At 72.6% G+C, this 14,742-nt stretch carries 13 protein-coding genes; 11 read left to right on the top strand and 2 right to left on the bottom strand.

Going from position 1 to position 14,742, the window contains the following annotated elements:
• Positions 1–79: 79 nt before the first annotated feature.
• The gene (locus AB0L29_RS28615; RefSeq protein WP_064071453.1) at positions 80–1,159 is read left to right on the top strand and encodes a glycosyltransferase; all 1,080 of its coding nucleotides are present in this window, start codon (positions 80–82) and stop codon (positions 1,157–1,159) included.
• Here the strand turns inward: AB0L29_RS28615 and AB0L29_RS28610 are convergent.
• Positions 1,124–2,815, bottom strand: a complete 1,692-nt coding sequence (locus tag AB0L29_RS28610) for a CocE/NonD family hydrolase (protein WP_365830987.1) — start codon at positions 2,813–2,815, stop codon at positions 1,124–1,126. The genes AB0L29_RS28615 and AB0L29_RS28610 overlap by 36 nt on opposite strands.
• 58 nt (positions 2,816–2,873) lie before the next feature.
• Here AB0L29_RS28610 and AB0L29_RS28605 point away from each other — a divergent pair, with 58 nt between their 5' ends.
• The 4 genes from AB0L29_RS28605 to AB0L29_RS28590 are packed head-to-tail and all read left to right on the top strand — an operon-like array spanning position 2,874 to position 7,105.
• On the top strand, positions 2,874–4,391 hold the full coding sequence (locus AB0L29_RS28605; RefSeq protein ID WP_365830985.1) for an amino acid adenylation domain-containing protein: 1,518 nt from the start codon (positions 2,874–2,876) through the stop codon (positions 4,389–4,391).
• On the top strand, positions 4,388–5,494 hold the full coding sequence (locus AB0L29_RS28600; protein WP_365830983.1) for a macrolide 2'-phosphotransferase: 1,107 nt from the start codon (positions 4,388–4,390) through the stop codon (positions 5,492–5,494). The genes AB0L29_RS28605 and AB0L29_RS28600 overlap by 4 nt, the downstream gene beginning before the upstream one ends.
• Positions 5,491–6,330: an alpha/beta hydrolase gene (locus AB0L29_RS28595; RefSeq protein ID WP_365830981.1), complete on the top strand. Its 840-nt coding sequence runs from the start codon at positions 5,491–5,493 to the stop codon at positions 6,328–6,330. The genes AB0L29_RS28600 and AB0L29_RS28595 overlap by 4 nt, the downstream gene beginning before the upstream one ends.
• Positions 6,320–7,105, top strand: a complete 786-nt coding sequence (locus AB0L29_RS28590) for a nucleoside 2-deoxyribosyltransferase domain-containing protein (protein WP_365830979.1) — start codon at positions 6,320–6,322, stop codon at positions 7,103–7,105. The genes AB0L29_RS28595 and AB0L29_RS28590 overlap by 11 nt, the downstream gene beginning before the upstream one ends.
• Here the strand turns inward: AB0L29_RS28590 and AB0L29_RS28585 are convergent.
• Positions 7,081–7,647 carry a GNAT family N-acetyltransferase gene (locus AB0L29_RS28585; RefSeq protein ID WP_365830978.1) on the bottom strand — a complete coding sequence of 189 codons (567 nt, stop codon included), beginning with the start codon at positions 7,645–7,647 and terminating at the stop codon, positions 7,081–7,083. The two genes, AB0L29_RS28590 and AB0L29_RS28585, sit on opposite strands and share 25 nt — an antisense overlap.
• A 105-nt stretch (positions 7,648–7,752) precedes the next feature.
• Here AB0L29_RS28585 and AB0L29_RS28580 point away from each other — a divergent pair, with 105 nt between their 5' ends.
• From AB0L29_RS28580 to AB0L29_RS28555, 6 genes are all read left to right on the top strand, one after another.
• Positions 7,753–8,058, top strand: coding sequence for a hypothetical protein (locus tag AB0L29_RS28580; protein WP_365830976.1), 306 nt, complete (start codon positions 7,753–7,755; stop codon positions 8,056–8,058).
• Positions 8,055–10,787: a hypothetical protein gene (locus AB0L29_RS28575; protein WP_365830974.1), complete on the top strand. Its 2,733-nt coding sequence runs from the start codon at positions 8,055–8,057 to the stop codon at positions 10,785–10,787. Before AB0L29_RS28580 ends, AB0L29_RS28575 begins: the two co-directional genes overlap by 4 nt.
• 351 nt (positions 10,788–11,138) lie before the next feature.
• Positions 11,139–12,152: an ABC-three component system protein gene (locus AB0L29_RS28570; protein ID WP_365830972.1), complete on the top strand. Its 1,014-nt coding sequence runs from the start codon at positions 11,139–11,141 to the stop codon at positions 12,150–12,152.
• Positions 12,149–12,628 carry an ABC-three component system middle component 2 gene (locus AB0L29_RS28565; protein WP_365830970.1) on the top strand — a complete coding sequence of 160 codons (480 nt, stop codon included), beginning with the start codon at positions 12,149–12,151 and terminating at the stop codon, positions 12,626–12,628. Before AB0L29_RS28570 ends, AB0L29_RS28565 begins: the two co-directional genes overlap by 4 nt.
• The gene (locus AB0L29_RS28560) at positions 12,625–14,466 is read left to right on the top strand and encodes a hypothetical protein (protein ID WP_365830968.1); all 1,842 of its coding nucleotides are present in this window, start codon (positions 12,625–12,627) and stop codon (positions 14,464–14,466) included. The genes AB0L29_RS28565 and AB0L29_RS28560 overlap by 4 nt, the downstream gene beginning before the upstream one ends.
• Before the next feature lie 40 nt (positions 14,467–14,506).
• The coding region (locus tag AB0L29_RS28555; protein WP_365830966.1) for a transposase at positions 14,507–14,742 on the top strand (236 nt) is incomplete at its 3' end.

Raw genomic sequence — 14,742 nt, 5'->3', positions numbered from 1 at the left:
CCCGTGTACCCGTACGGACAGCCGTACGCCCAGCCGCGGCGAGGCCCGCGGACACACGAACAGAACGAGGGAGAACGGGATGGCCACCGACCAGGTGGACGAAGCCGCGGTCGACCGGGGGATCGCCCGCACGGCCGTCGTCATCGCGCTGCGCGACGACCTGCGGATCGCCGACTGCATCGCGTCGATCGACGAGGACGTCGAGATCGTCCTGGCGCTCAACGGCCCCAGCGACGCCGTACTGAAGCTGATCGCCGACCACCCGCGGCCGCTGACGGTGACGGAGATCGAGGACGTCGGCAACCTGGGCGCCGCCTACAACGCCGGGGCCGCCGCCACCGACCGGCAGTACCTGCTGCTGATGGACTCCGACTGCACCTTCGCACCGGGCGTGGTGCGGGCGATGGTCCGCGCCGTCCTCACCGAGCCGGTGGTCAAGGGCCAGGTGGTGTACGGGGAGTCGGACGGCCTGCTCAGCCGGCTGACCGCCCGGGTGCGGGAGTTCGACGAGGGCGACTACGTCAGCGCCCTGTCCCCGCCGCTCATCTACAACCGGGCGATCGTCGACCACATCGGCGGCTACCACTTCGACGAGCTGATCCACTGGTGCGAGGACCGGGAGTTCGACTTCCGGCTCCAGCTGGCCGGCATCCCCGTGGTGTACCTGCCCGAGGCCCGGATCTTCCACGACGCCCAGCACGGCTTCGCCAACATGCGCAGCTACTTCCGCTACGGCGTCGGCGAGGGCATCGCCCAGGAGACGGGTGTGTTCACCACGCCGGCCGTGCCGGTGCTGTGGCGGCTGTTCGAGGCCACCAGGACCCTGGTGCACTGCGCCCGCGACAAGGGCGCGGGCGCCGCGGCGTACTACGCGCTGCTGAAGGTGGCCTTCCACGCGGGTACCGCGCACCACCTGCTCAACGACCCCTACCGGGTACGGGACCGCTACCCGGCCTCGGCCAAGCGGGCGCGCATGGTGCGGTCGATCCCGCAGCACAGCACCCGCCTGACCAAGGCCCAGTTGCGGCGGCTGAGGCGGGCGCACTGGGAGGCGGGCCGGCGGATCGAGAAGGTGGCCGACCTGTCGGTCTTCCATCCGGACGCCGCCGGCCCGGCCGCCGCGTCAGCCGCCGGCGAGGCGCGGCAGCAGCAGGTGTGAGGGATGGGCACCGCCGTGGTGGACCGTGTGGTGCGCGACCACCCGGGGGTGGACGTCGAAGCGCGGGGTGTTGCCGGCCGCGACCTCCAGGCGTACGCGGTGGCCGGTGCGGAACACATGGCCGATCGCGCCGAGGCGGACGGTGACCTCCGTCGGCCGGCCGGGGGCGGGCGCCCCGCCCGCCCCCGGGCCCGGGACGGTGTCCGGCACCGGGTCCGGGCCGGTGTCCGCCTTCGGGTCGGGATCCGGCGTCGCCCCGGGGACCGGCTCCGCCGGTTGCGGTGCCAGCCGGTGGATGCCGTCGCACAGCAGCTCCGCCCGGCCGTCGGGCCAGACGTCGACGAGCTTGCCGGTCACGTCGGCGCCCGCCGCGTCGGGAGTGACGTACACCGTCAGGACGGTGTCGCCGACCACGGTCAGCGGGGCGGTGAGCGGCGCCCCGGTGAAGCACAGGACGTCGTCGCGCCGCTCCACCTCGCGCTGGTCGAGGGGGCCGCAGTCGCCGCCGGTGAACTGGCCGGGCAGGGCGGTGGCCCCACCGGCGGTGGGCACCGGGTCGGCCGGGTCGTGGCGGATGACGTCGCTGCCGGGCGCCTCCGGTGCCGGGCCGGCCACGAGCCGCCGGCCGTCCAGGTGCAGCACGTACGCGTCGGTGCCCGGGACCGGCCAGTCGGGGAAGGCGCGCCACTCGTCGGCGCCGGTGAGGAAGAGCCGCACCGGTTCCGGGGCCGGGCCGGCGGCCGGGCGGCCGCGCAGGTGGCGGTCGAAGTGGTCCAGGTGCAGGCCGGTGACGTCGAGCCGCTGCTCGTCGGCGGCGAGTCCGTAACGGCGCTGCGGAAATGTTCCGCCGGTGACGCAGTGGGACCAGGGTCCGACCACCAGACGTGTCTCCACGCCCTGTTCCCGAATTCCCCGGTAATTCTCCAGGGCCCCGGCCAGGAAAAGGTCGTACCACCCCGTCAGATTGAGCACGGGAATGTCGATCTCCGCATACGCGTCACGGGGTGCTGCCCGTTTCCAGTAAGGGTGTCCGGTGGGATGCGCGAGCCATTCCCGGTAATAGGGCGCGAGCCGGTCCAGGAGGTCGGCGGCCGCGTCCGGGTCCCGGTACAGCTCGTCGATCCGGTCGACCGCGCCGGCCACCTCGGCCAGCTCCGGTCCGCTCAGGCCGGCCCCGTCGAGCAGCAGGTCGTACAGCACCCAGTAGAGGAGGAAGCCCAGCTGGAGGGCGCCGCCCTGGCGGGTCCAGCCCTCGTCGAACCCCGAACCGGCCACGTGGGGCGCGACGGCCCGCAGGCCGGGCGGCCGTTCGGCCGCCGCGAGCAGCGCGGCCATGCCCTCGTAGGAGCGGCCGAACAGGCCCGCCGAGCCGTCGCACCAGGGTTGCCGCACCGCCCAGGCGACGGTGTCGGCGCCGTCCCGGGCCTCGTTCCAGTACGGCTCGAAGGTGCCGCCGGAGGCGAACCGGCCGCGGACGTCCTGCACCAGCAGGGCGTATCCGGAGCGGACCAGCCGCAGCCCGTCGACGGAGGCCCCGCCGGGGCTTCCCGCTTTTCCGTAGGGCGTCCGCCGGATGAGCACCGGCACTTCGCCTGCCGTGTCCGGGCGGTAGAGGTCGGCAGTCAATAACACGCCGTCCCGCACGGGTATCTTCACATCGTGTTCCACAACAATACGCACCCGCCAATATTCCAACAGAATCCGGGAATTCACAATGGAGTCCTCCGCATCCTCCTTTCTGGGGCCGTTCTTCGACACGGCACGCGACGATCCGGACCGGCCGGCCGTCGTCGACAACGGTCTCGTCCTGACCTACGGCACCTTCGCCGCCTGGGTGGCACGGGTGGCGCGTGCCGTGGAGCCGCGCACGGCGGAGCCCCAGCCGCCCGTCGGGGTCGTCGCGCACCACTCGGCGCGTGACGTGGCGGCGATCCTCGGCGTGCTGGCGGCGGGCCGGGCGTACGTCCCGCTGGAGGCCCACCATCCGGAGCCCCGGCTGGAGGAGATCCTGCGCCGGGTCGGGTGCCGGGAGGCGGTGGCGACCGCGGAGACCGGCTGGCAGCCCCCGGTCGAGATGGTGATCCGGCCCCGCTGGACGCCGGCCGCCGGGCCGTCCGCGTCGCCCGAGCGGGCGTCCGCGCGGCGGCCACGGCCCGAGGATCCGGCGTACGTCCTGTTCACCTCCGGGTCCACCGGGGAGCCGAAGGGCGTGGTGGTCCCCCACCGTGCCCCGGCGGCCGTGGTGCCGCCGCTGCGCGACCTGTACGGCATCGGAGACGGCGAGTCCGTGCTGCACTTCCACGGCGTGGGCGGCGACACCAGCCTGGAGGAGATCCTGCCGACCCTGACCGGTGGCGGCACCCTCGTCCTGGACGACGGGGCGCGGGAGGGGTTCGCGCGGGTGGCGGAGGAGCAGCAGGTGTCGGTCGCGGTCCTGCCGACCGGCTTCTGGGACAGCCTGACGGGTGACCTGCTGCACCACGGGGCCCGGCTGCCCGCGTCCCTGCGCACCGTGGTGATCGGCGGGGAGGCGGTGCGCGCCGACATGCTGGAGCGCTGGCACCGGGTGCGCGGCGCCGAGGACGTCCGGCTGCTCAACACCTACGGCTCCACGGAGACCGCGCTGGTCACGCACGCGGTGCAGCTGGCCGGGCCGGGCGCCCCGGTGCTGCCGGAGACCGGCGGGGACCTGCCCATCGGGCTGCCGCTGCCGCACGTCGGCCAACTGGTCGACGGGTCGGGCGAGTTGTACGTCTCCGGTCCCGGCCTGGCCCTCGGCTACCACGACGACCCGGGGGCGACGGCCGCCCGCTTCACCGAGCGGGACGGCACCCGCTGGTACCGCACCGGCGACCTGGTCGGCGAGGCGGCGGGCGGGCTCCTGGTGTTCCGGGGCCGCTCGGACCACCAGGTCAAGATCCGTGGCTTCCGGGTGGACCTGCTCGACGTCGAGGCGCTGATCGGGCGGTGCGAGGGGGTGTCGTCGGTCGCGGCCGCGCGGGTGGAGCGCGCCGGGCACTCGTCGCTGGCCGCGTTCTTCGTCCCCCTGCCGGACTTCGCGCCGGGCGAGGTCGCCGCGGCCATCCGCGAGCGCCTGACCCGGACGGCGGCACCGCACCTGGTGCCGGGCCTGATCGTGCCGGTCGACGCGCTGGAGCGCACCCACACCGGCAAGGTGGACCGCAACGCCACCCGGGACCGCCACCTGGGCACCGTGGAGGCCGCCCGATGAGCGCCGCCGCCACGACACCGCCTGGCGCGGACGTCACGACACCACCCGGTACCGACGCCACGACACCGCCCGGCACGGATGCCACGACACCGCCGGGCACGAGCACCACAACACGGCCGGACGCGGGCGTCACGACACCGCCCGGTGCCGACGCCACGTCACCGCCCGGCACGGACACCGCGGCGCACCCGGGCGCGGACACCGTGGAGCTGGCCGCGTACGCCTCGCGGCGGCTCGGCGTGGAGCTCGTGCCCGAGTCCGCGCGGGCCGACGACAGCGGCTGGGACTTCCGTGTCGTCCACATCCGCGCGAGCGACGGCACGCACTGGATCCTGCGCCGGCCGAGGCGGCCGGAGGCGTCCGCCCAACTGGCCGTCGAGGGCGCGGTGCTGGCCGCCGTGCGCGGCCGGGTCGCGGTTCCGGTGCCCGACTGGCGGCTGCACACGCCGGAACTGGTGGCCTACCCCCGCCTCCCCGGCGTGGCCGCGGGCAGCGAGGACCCGGAGACCCTGGTCTATGGCTGGTCGATGGACCCGCTGGCCCGGCCGGACCGCTACCTGGAGCCGCTCGCCCGCTGCCTGGTGGCGGTGCACTCCACGCCGCTGGACGGCACGTGGGAGCTGCCGGGCGCGCACCCGGCGGACCCCGGGACCGTACGCTCGCGGATCGCGGACAAGCTGGCCCGCGCCCGGGCCGAACTGGAGCTTCCCGCCCACCGGGTGGCGCGGTGGCGGAAGTGGCTGGACGACGACCGCCTGTGGCCCGACCGGTTGGTACTCGTCCACGGCGACGTGCACCCCGGCCACACCCTGGTGGAGTCCCGTCCCTCCGGCCCCCCGGCGTTGTCGGGTCTGCTCGACTGGGCGAACGCGGGCGTCGGCGACCCGGCGGCCGACTTCGTCGACATGCTGTACGCCGGCGGCACGGACGTCCTCGACCGGCTCCTGGACGCCTACCGGGCGGCGGGCGGCGAGGTCCGCGACGGCATGCGGGCGCACGTTCTGGCCCGGGCGTCGTTCCTCTGGGTCCACGTGGCGCTGCGGGGCCTGGACACCGGTCGCCCGGCGTGGGTGGAGACCGCGCTGCGGAGGCTGGCCCGGTGAGCGGCACGGCGTACACGGTGCACGGCAGGGGGCGGCCGGTGGTCCTGGTCGCCGGCGCCGGGGGCGACGGCCGGATCTGGGAACACCACCAGGTGCCCGCGCTGACCGAGGCGGGCCACCAGGTGCTCACCTTCGACCACGACGCGGCCGGTTCCCCCGTCCAGGAACTCGCCTCCATCGTACGGGACTTGGTCACGACGCTCGGGTTGCCGCCCTGCCCGCTGGTCGGCCACTCCCTCGGCGCCCTGGCGGTGCAGGAGCTGCTCGTGAGCGATCCGCACCTGGCGAGCGGTGCGGTGCTGGCCGCGACACGGGGACGGCCCGACGCGGTCGGTGACGCGCTGTCCCGCGCCGAGACCGCGATCGCCGGGTCCGCGGCGCCCGGGCCGGTGCCGGCCCGGGCGGGCAACCGACTGCCGCCGGAGTACGAGGCGTTCGTACGGCTGGTGCAGAACCTCTCCCCCCGGACCCTGGCCGACGAGGGCGCGGTCACGGAATGGCTGGACCTGTTCGAGATCGCCGCCCTGAGCGGCACCTCCGCCGCGCACCGCCCCCGCCCGCCGGTCCCGGACCGGCTGGCCGCGTACGCGCGGATCACGACGCCCGTGCTGGTGGTCGGCTTCGCCGACGACGTGCTGGCCCCCGCCTACCTGGGGCGCGAGGTGGCCGCCGCGGTTCCCGGCGCCCGCTACACGGAGCTGGCGGACACCGGCCACCTCGGGTTCCTGGAACGCCCCGCCGCCTTCAACGCCCTCCTGCTCGACTTCCTCGCCACCCTCGCCGCCCTCACCACGACCGACACCACCGACGCCGACGGAGCACCCCGTGTCCACTGACTCCCTGCCCACGACACCCGCCACGCACCCCGCCTCCGCCTCCGCCTCCGCCTCCGTGGAGGTGGTGTACGTCGGCCGGGAGGCCCCCGACTCCTGGGACGCCTCCGTGTACCTGTGCGGGCCCACGCCCACCGACCCGGCGGAGCCGTCGTGGCGCCCGGCCGCCGTGGCAGCGCTGCGCGCCGCCTGGGCCGGCCCCGGGCGGCTGGCGGTCTTCCTGCCGGAGCCCGCGGACGGCGGGGACTACCCGGCGTACGCCGACCAGATCGCCTGGGAGGAGGAGGCGATGCACCAGTCGGACGTGGTGCTGTTCTGGATCCCCCGGGACATGGCACGGCTCCCCGGACTGGTCTCGAACATCAAGTGGGGAGCCTGGTACGACTCGGGCCGCGCCGTCCTGGGAACGCCCCCGGAGGCCGAACGCATGGACTATCTGCTGCACTTCGCGGACGCCCGCGGCGTACCGGTGGAGCGCACCCTGCCGGGGGCCGCGGAGGCGGCCCTGCGCGCGGTGGGCACGGGCGGCCGCCGCACCGGGGGCGAGCGGGCGGTCCCGCTCCCGGTGTGGCGCTCGGAGCCCTTCCGGAGGTGGTACGCCGACGGGCGTGCGGCGGGCCTGAGGCTGCTGGACGCGCGGGTGGAGTGGTATCAGTCGGCCCCGTCACCCGGCGCCGATCCGGCCTGGCTGCTGACCGTCACGGTGGCGCCGGGCGACGGGGCCGCGCCGTCCGTGGTGCGCCTGCTGGCCGCTCAGGGGCAGGGCATGCTCATGTAGAGCGCCTGCTCGCCGTCCGAGGGGGTGCCGTCGTACAGGGCGGTGTCCAGGCCGCAGAAGGTGAACCCCATCCGCCGGTACGCGTGGATCGCCGGTGCGTTGACGTTGGTGACCTCCAGCCAGAGGTGCCCGGCGCCCCGCTCGCGGGCGAACTCCGTCGCGAGCCCCATCAGCGCGCGCCCGACCCCGCGGCCCCGGTGCTCCGGGGCGACCTCGATGTCCTCGATGGTCAGCCGGCGGTTCCAGCCGGAGTACGAGACGGCCACGAAGCCCGCCAGGTCGCCGGCGTCCCCGTACGCGACGAACGTCCGGGAGTCCGGGTCGCCGTCCTCGCCGTCCTCCCCGTCGTCCGAGTCGTCGTCGGGGAACACCTTGGTCAGGGGCGGGTCCACCGGCACCTCCCGCACGGTGAAGCCGTCACCGGTGGCGGTGACGCGGAAGACGGTGTCGGTGGTGAAGGACCCGTCCAGTGCCTCGATGGCCTCGGCGTCCCCCGGGACACTGGTGCGGTACCGGTAAGCCGTGTCGTCAAGAGTGGTCATGGCGCGACGCTACGGCCACCCCGACCGCCCGACGGCATGTTTCGGCCGACCGCACCCCCGCCCCCGCCCCGCCCCCGGCGCCGCCGAGGCCGTGGGCACCGGTCAGTGCGGAACCACCGGAGCGGCGCGGAGGTCGAGGGCCGGCTCGACGAGGACGCCGCGCTCGTCGCGACGGCCGCGGACGCCGAGTCGGCCGACGCCGCACGACAGGCGCTCGCGCCCAGCTGGGCGCTGAAACTGCGCACCCTGCTCGCCGCGCACCCGGAGTACGCCGAGGAGTTGCGTGCCCTGCTCCCGGCGGAGGGCGGCGCGCCCCACTTTGTCCAGTACAACACCGCGCGCGACCAGGGACGGGTGTTCGGCGTCCAGCACGGCAGCATCGTGATCCACCAGGAGCAGCAGGAGGCGTGAGCACCGAACAACATGTCACGGCCCACGCCGGATTCGCGTACGGGGTGATCGGGGCAGATCTCCACGTCTTCGGCGACGGGGCGCCCGTCTATCTGCTCCACAACTGGCGGCCCGCCCCGGCTGCCGACCCCGACTGGCTGCGGGAGCTGCCGAGCCGGATGCTGAACGCCCGCTTCGAGGTGGTGCCGTTCACCGGCCGGGAGGCGGAGCTGGCCGAGTTACGTGCCTGGCGCGACGAAGGGCCCCGGCTCGCCGTCCGCTGGACGCACGCGCCCGGCGGGCAGGGCAAGACCCGGCTCGCAGCCCAGTTCGCCGAGGAGACCCAAGGGACCGGCTGGCGGGTGATCACTGCGGTCCACGGCCCCGGTTCGGTGCAACCGCCGCCCGGCAGCGAGGACGTGACGGTCGACGGGCACGCCGGGGTGCTCCTCGTCGTCGACTACGCCGACCGCTGGCCCCTCACCCACCTCACCTGGCTCCTGAGAAACGCGGTGCTGCACCGGCCGGGCGTACGCACCCGGGTACTGCTGCTCGCCCGTACCGTCGACGCGTGGCCCGCCGTCCGCTCCGCTTTCCGCAACATCGAGGCCGCCACTTCCAGCCGGCTCCTCGCCGAACTCCCCAACACCGCCAGGATGTACGGGGCCGCGCACGCCGCCTTCGCCGAACGGTACGGGCTCCCGCCCGCGCCCGGCCCTCCCCCTCCCCCGTACGGGCTGACGCTCGCCCTGCACATGGCCGCGCTCGTCGACGTCGACGCCACCGCCTCGGGCCGCCGCCCGCCCACCGACTTGGCCGGGCTCACCGTGTACCTGCTCGACCGGGAGCACCTGCACTGGGCCACCCTGCACGCCAGAGGCGGACCGCACGCCACGCCACCGCCGGCCATGAATCGGGCCGTCTTTGCCGCCGCGCTCACCGGCACGCTCGACCGGCCCACGGCGTCGGCCGTGGTGGCCGGGCTCGGGACCGGCCACCCTCCCGGCCGGGTCCTCGACGACCACGCGTACTGCTACCCGGCCGCCGAGCCGGGACGCGGCACGGTCCTGGAGCCGCTCTACCCCGACCGGCCCGCCGAGGACTTCCTCGCCCTCACGCTCCCGGGGCACGACGCCGACTACCCCGCCATGACGTGGGCCCCCGAGATCACCGCCCGCCTGCTCGGACCGCACGCCGGGCGGGCGATTACCTTCCTGGCCGCCGCCGCGCAACGCTGGCCGCACGTCGGGCCCCGGCACCTCTACCCGCCCCTCGCTTACGCCTCGCGCCTCGCGCTCGCCGTAGGCAGCGCCGCCCTCAGCGCGCTCGCCGCCCTGGACGACATCCCCCTCGCGCTGCTGGCCGCCATCGAGGAGGAGTTTCCCGCCGGCGGGCATGTGGAGCTGAACGCCGGGATGGCGGCCCTGACCCGGCGGGTGGTCGCCGAACTCCTCGCCCGGGACGGCAGCCCCCGCGCCCGCGCCGCCGGCTACTACCACCTGAGCACCCGCCTGCTGAACGCCGGACTTGACGACGAGGCCCTCGACGCCGCCCGGCGGAGCGTCGACGCCGCCCGGGACCTCGACGACGTCCCGGAGCTCGCCGCCTCCCTCGGCCGGCTCGGGGACTGCCTCACCCACAACGGGCGCCCGTCCGAGGCCCTGCGCGCCACCGAGGAAGCCGCCGCCCTTCTGCAGCCGCTCGCCGAGGCCGCCCCGGCGCGCCACGAGCCGCAGTACGCCGGACTTCTCTCCGATCTCGCCGGGCGGCTCGCGGCGGTCGGCCGGCACCGGGAGGCCCTGGTCGCGAGCGAGAGCGCGACGGCCCGCTGGCGCCGGCTCGCCGCCGCCGACCCCAGCCACACGCAGGGGCTGGCCGCCGCCCTGCAGGCCCTCGGCGGCCACCTCAACAACCACCGCCGCTGGGACGAGGGCCTCGCCGCCACCCGCGAGTCCACCTCCCTCCGGCTCGCGCTCGCCGAAGGAAACATGGCGGCGCACGAGCCCCATCTCGTCTCCGGTCTCGTCACCCTCGCCGCGTCGCTCGCCGCCCTGGGCGAGCAGGAGATGTCGCTGAAGGCCGCCCGGCAAGCGGTGGAGTCCCTGCGCGCCCTGGCCCGCGTCGACCCGGTGGCCTACGAGCCGGGCCTCGCGGCTGCTCTGATGGACCTGGGTGTGACCCTGAACGAAGCGGGACTGCACGCCGAAGGGCTGGACACGACGGCCGAGTCCGTCGCGGTCCGCCGCCGCCTGCACCGGACCAACCCGGACGCCCACGCCCGTGACCTCGCGAATGTCCTGTCCAACCTCAGCCACCTCCTCCTGGAAGCGGGCCGCCCGAACGAGGCGCTGGCGGCAGCCGGGGAAGGCGTCCAGCTCCTCGACCCCCTCCACACCGACACGCCCGAGATCCACCGCGCCGACCTCGCGAAGTGCGTGTCGCTCCAAGCCGTCTGCCTGGTGGCGACCGGCCGGCACAAGGCGGGCCTCGTGATGGCCGTCCGCGCCGTACGGCTGTACGAGGCCGCGTGGCAGGCGGACCCCGAGCGCCATGGCTTCGACCTCGCCCGGGTCCTCCGTCACCTCGGCCTGCTGCTGGCGGACTCCGGGCACGACGCGGAGGCGCTCGGCGTCTGGGAGAACGCCCTCGCGCTGGCGGAGGCGTACGGTCACCTCATCCCGCCCGCGTATGCAGGTTTCACCGCCGAGCTGCGCGCCGATCTGGACGCAATACGCGCGCGGACACGATGAAGGCGGTGACACCGGGGACGCCGCTCTTCGATGACGAGCAGCTGCTGCGCGGCCGGGTCTACGGCCACGACCACGACGACCCCGGGTTCGGGGCCGGCCGGCTGCCGCCGCGGGTGATCGACTAACAGCTTCAAGGGGTGAGGCTGCCCGGCTGCCTTCCTGGCGGACCGTGTGGGGTGATATCACTACGGTCAGTGATTGCGCGTGGGGCGGGGGTGGGCTGTGGCAGGAGGGCTTGAGCCGGGGAGAGATGGAGCCCGGCCGGTATTCGAGGGCTTTCCGGAGCCCAAGTCGCCGGAGGTCGTCGTGGTTGCCCCGCCGACCCATAGCGCTCCGTTGCCTACGCCTCAGGTGTACCTGAAGTACATCTACAACGAGGACGAGTGGGAGGACTTCACCGTCGAGTGGGTCCACCAGTTCGGTACGTGGGCCGGGCGTCCCTACGTCCGGGTGCAAAGGATGGGCGGGGCCGGCGACCGCGGAGCGGACGTCGCGGCCTGCCTCTCTGCGCAGGGCACCGCGGGCGAATGGCACTGCTACCAGTGCAAGCACTACGCCAAGGCGCTTGGGCAGGCGGACGCCTTTCCGGAGATGGTCAAGATCTTCGTCGCGAAGATCCTCGGTACGTACGAGCTGCCCACGCGCTACGTCTTCGTCGCGCCTAGGATCGGCACTGGACTGGAGCGGCTTCTGCTCAACCCGCCCCAGCTGAGAGACGAGTTTTTCGCGGCGTGGGACGACAAGGACTCCAAGCTCGGAAAGAAGCTCACCCCCGAGATGCGCACCGCTGTGGGTGAGCTGGCGCGGGCGACGGACTTCTCGATGTTCGAAGCCGGAGACCTAGACGAGATTCTCGATCTGCACGCCGCGACCCCCCACCACGTAAGACGCTTCCCGAAGCAGCTCAAGGAGCGCCCCGCCGCCGACCCGGCCCCACCAGACCAGGCACCCCATGAAGCTGTCTACGTCCGCAAGCTGCTGGACGCCTACAACGCTAAGCACGGCCTCGCTCTGGAGACGCTTCAAGAGGCCCGCGACCATGCGAAGGTCCGTGGCCACCTTTTCCGTCAGCGCGCCGCCTTCTTCCACGCCGAGTCGCTCTGGCGCTTCGCGCAGGAGAGCGTCCCGGAAGCGACCTACACCGCGATCGAGACCGACCTATACGACGCCGTGATCGAGATCGAAGACCGAGACCACGCCAGCGGTTACGCGCGGCTCGAAGCCGTTCTCGACGCGGCCGTCGCGCACCAGCCGAACCCGGCGAACATCCTCGCCCCCGTGGTGAAAGTCATTGACCTCAAGGGCATGTGTCATCGCCTTGCCAACGACGACCGGCTGACCTGGTGCAAGGAGGAGACCTTGTGACCCCCCTCAACGGCCCCGTGGAGGCCGGGATGCGCGCTCTGGTCCTCCTGTCAGAGACCTTCCCCCGCCGCTTGGACGTCGCCCAGCTCGTCTACCTGGACCACGCCATGCTCCACAGCGGCGACCTCGACCACGGCCCCGCCAGCCTCCACCCCGACCTACCCGCCAACCCCGGCGAGCTCGGGCTGCGCCGGCGCCTCATCGAGCAGGGCCTCATGGTCCTGCTGCGCGCCGGCCTCGCCGACATGAAGACCACCGACCACGGCTTCATGTACGGGGCCACAGACGAGGCAGCGAGCTTCCTCAGCGCCCTGGAAGCCCCCTACGTCAGCCAGCTCATCGAGCGGGCCGACTGGCTCACCAGCACCTACATGCATGAAGGAACGGATGTCCGCGAGGGCATGAAGCAGATCACCCAGCGCTGGTTTGACCGTATACACGTGAGCCCCGGCGACCTGGGAGAGGACGTCCTGTGATCAGACTGACGCTCGTCCACCTGACCTTCCTCGGCATGGACAGGCCCTCGGCGGCAGTGGAATTCAGTCCCGGCTTGACGGTCATCTACGGAGCCTCCGACACGGGCAAGTCCTACGTCGAAGAGGCCGTGGACTACATGCTGGGCGCCAGCGAACTCAAGTCCATCCCTGAGGACGACGGCTACACCCGCATTCTCCTCGGTCTACAGGTGAGCGACGGCCGCAGCCTCACCCTGTCCCGCGCCATCGGCGGCGACACCATCGAGGTGTTCAACCACGATCTCCGAGAAATGCCAACGGAGACAGCGGACGAGACTCTCAAGTCAAAGCACAACGCCAAGTCGAAGAAGAACATCTCCCGCTACCTGCTGACTGTCCTAGGGATCGACGGCCAGCGGATCCTCCAGAGCGGCCGCGGCAACGTGCTGCCGCTGAACTTTCGGGACCTCGCGCGCCTGGCCGTCGTCAACGACACACGTATGGCAGACCAACACTCTCCGGTACTCGGCACCCGGAATCCGCTGAACGAGACCAGGGAGAAGTCGGTCTTCAAACTCCTCCTCAGCGGAGAGGAAGAGCCGGAGCGTCCTACGGCGCCCAGTAATCTGGAGAAGCAGTTCGGCAAGGGGAAGATCGCGGTCATCGACCACCTGATCGATGAGAGCCGCGGAAAGCTCACGATGGAGGCGAACCAGTCGCAACTGCGGGAGCAACTCGACCGCCTGCAGGCGGCCCTCGGTGAGGTGACCGCCGCCGCCGTCGAACTCGCTGAAGTCCGCACCAGTCTCCTACGTAGCCGCCGGGGCCTGGAAGAGGCCGACCTCGCGGCGCAGCAGCGGGGCGACGAGGTCCAGCAGCTGCTGGCACGATTCGCTCTGCTGAAAGAGCAGTACGAGTCAGACTTGGCCCGGCTCCAGATGGTCGGCGAAGCAGGTACCCTCCTGGGCTACTTCCAGACCGGGACCTGCGTCTTCTGTGGCGCCGAGCCCCAGCACCAGCACCCGGAGCACCACCTCGCCGAAAGCACCCAGCTGGCGGCGTCTGTATCTGCGGAGATGCGTAAGACAACGGACCTGCTCAGCGACCTGCTCCACATGATCGAGGACTTGGAAGAGCAGGCAGCGGACATCGAATCGGCCCGCGCTGCCCGACACGAAGAGCTCACGCACAACGCTGCGGAGCTCCGCGCACTCGATCAACGGATGCAGCCGGTCGACACGGACGCCACCGAACTACTGAACGCCCGCTCACGGGTCGAAAACGAGTTGGCCCTGCACGCTCAGATCGAGCAGCTCGAGGACCTCAAGGCATCGCTGTCCACCGTGGCTCCTGCTCCGTCGGCTGCCCGTCCCGACGGCATCCCTGCCGCCGACGTCGCCGACTTCGAACGCATGATCCATGAGACCTTGGAAGCCTGGCATGTTCCGGGGGGCAACCGCGTCCGCTATGACCCGACGACTGCCGAGCTCTCCGTTGACGGACAACCGCGAAAGAGCCGCGGCAGGGGTATGCGGTCCATCCTCCACGCCGCCTTCGCTGTATCACTCGCGCGTCGGAACACAGCCCACGACCTGATCCATCCGGGCTTCGTCGTGCTCGACACTCCGGTCCTCACCTACCGCCGGCCCGAAGACCCGCACGAAGACCGTCCCGAGCTGATGACCGCCGACGTCGCCGAGAACTTCTACCACGACCTCCTGGAGAATCCACCGGGCCAGGTCGTCGTGATTGAGAACCCGACACCGCCAGCGAGCATCAGAGGGCGTGCCACCGTCCACGCATTCAGCGTGGACGGCTCGGAACGCCAAGGATTCTTCCCACCCCGAGACAGGCAGTAAGACAACGTTTCTGATGGCGTGATCGCTCGTTGAGTCGTGCATGACGGATCTGGTGGAGCGGTTGGTACCGGACGAGCTGTGGACGCTGTTTCGGCGGGTGGTCCCGCCGACAGAGGTCATACGCCCGCAGGGCGGCGGCAAACGGAGGGTCGGTGACCGCGAGTGCCTGGCGGCGATCATCTTCGTGGCCACCTCGGGCTGCACCTGGCGGCAGCTGCCGCCGGTGTTCGGGCCGGCCTGGCCCACCGTCTACCGGCGCTTCGCCCAGTGGAGCCG

It is taken from the genome of Streptomyces sp. NPDC052701, assembly GCF_040678355.1.
Lineage (GTDB): Bacteria > Actinomycetota > Actinomycetes > Streptomycetales > Streptomycetaceae > Streptomyces.
This window is presented reverse-complemented; position numbering and strand designations above follow the sequence as displayed.

What these genes read in the sequence shown, in the direction of transcription:
- AB0L29_RS28615 (WP_064071453.1), top strand. Translation starts at nt 80, where the DNA reads ATGGCCACCGACCAGGTGGACGAAGCCGCGGTCGACCGGGGGATCGCC.
- AB0L29_RS28605 (WP_365830985.1), top strand. Translation starts at nt 2,874, where the DNA reads ATGGAGTCCTCCGCATCCTCCTTTCTGGGGCCGTTCTTCGACACGGCA.
- AB0L29_RS28600 (WP_365830983.1), top strand. Translation starts at nt 4,388, where the DNA reads ATGAGCGCCGCCGCCACGACACCGCCTGGCGCGGACGTCACGACACCA.
- AB0L29_RS28585 (WP_365830978.1), bottom strand. Translation starts at nt 7,647, where the DNA reads ATGACCACTCTTGACGACACGGCTTACCGGTACCGCACCAGTGTCCCG.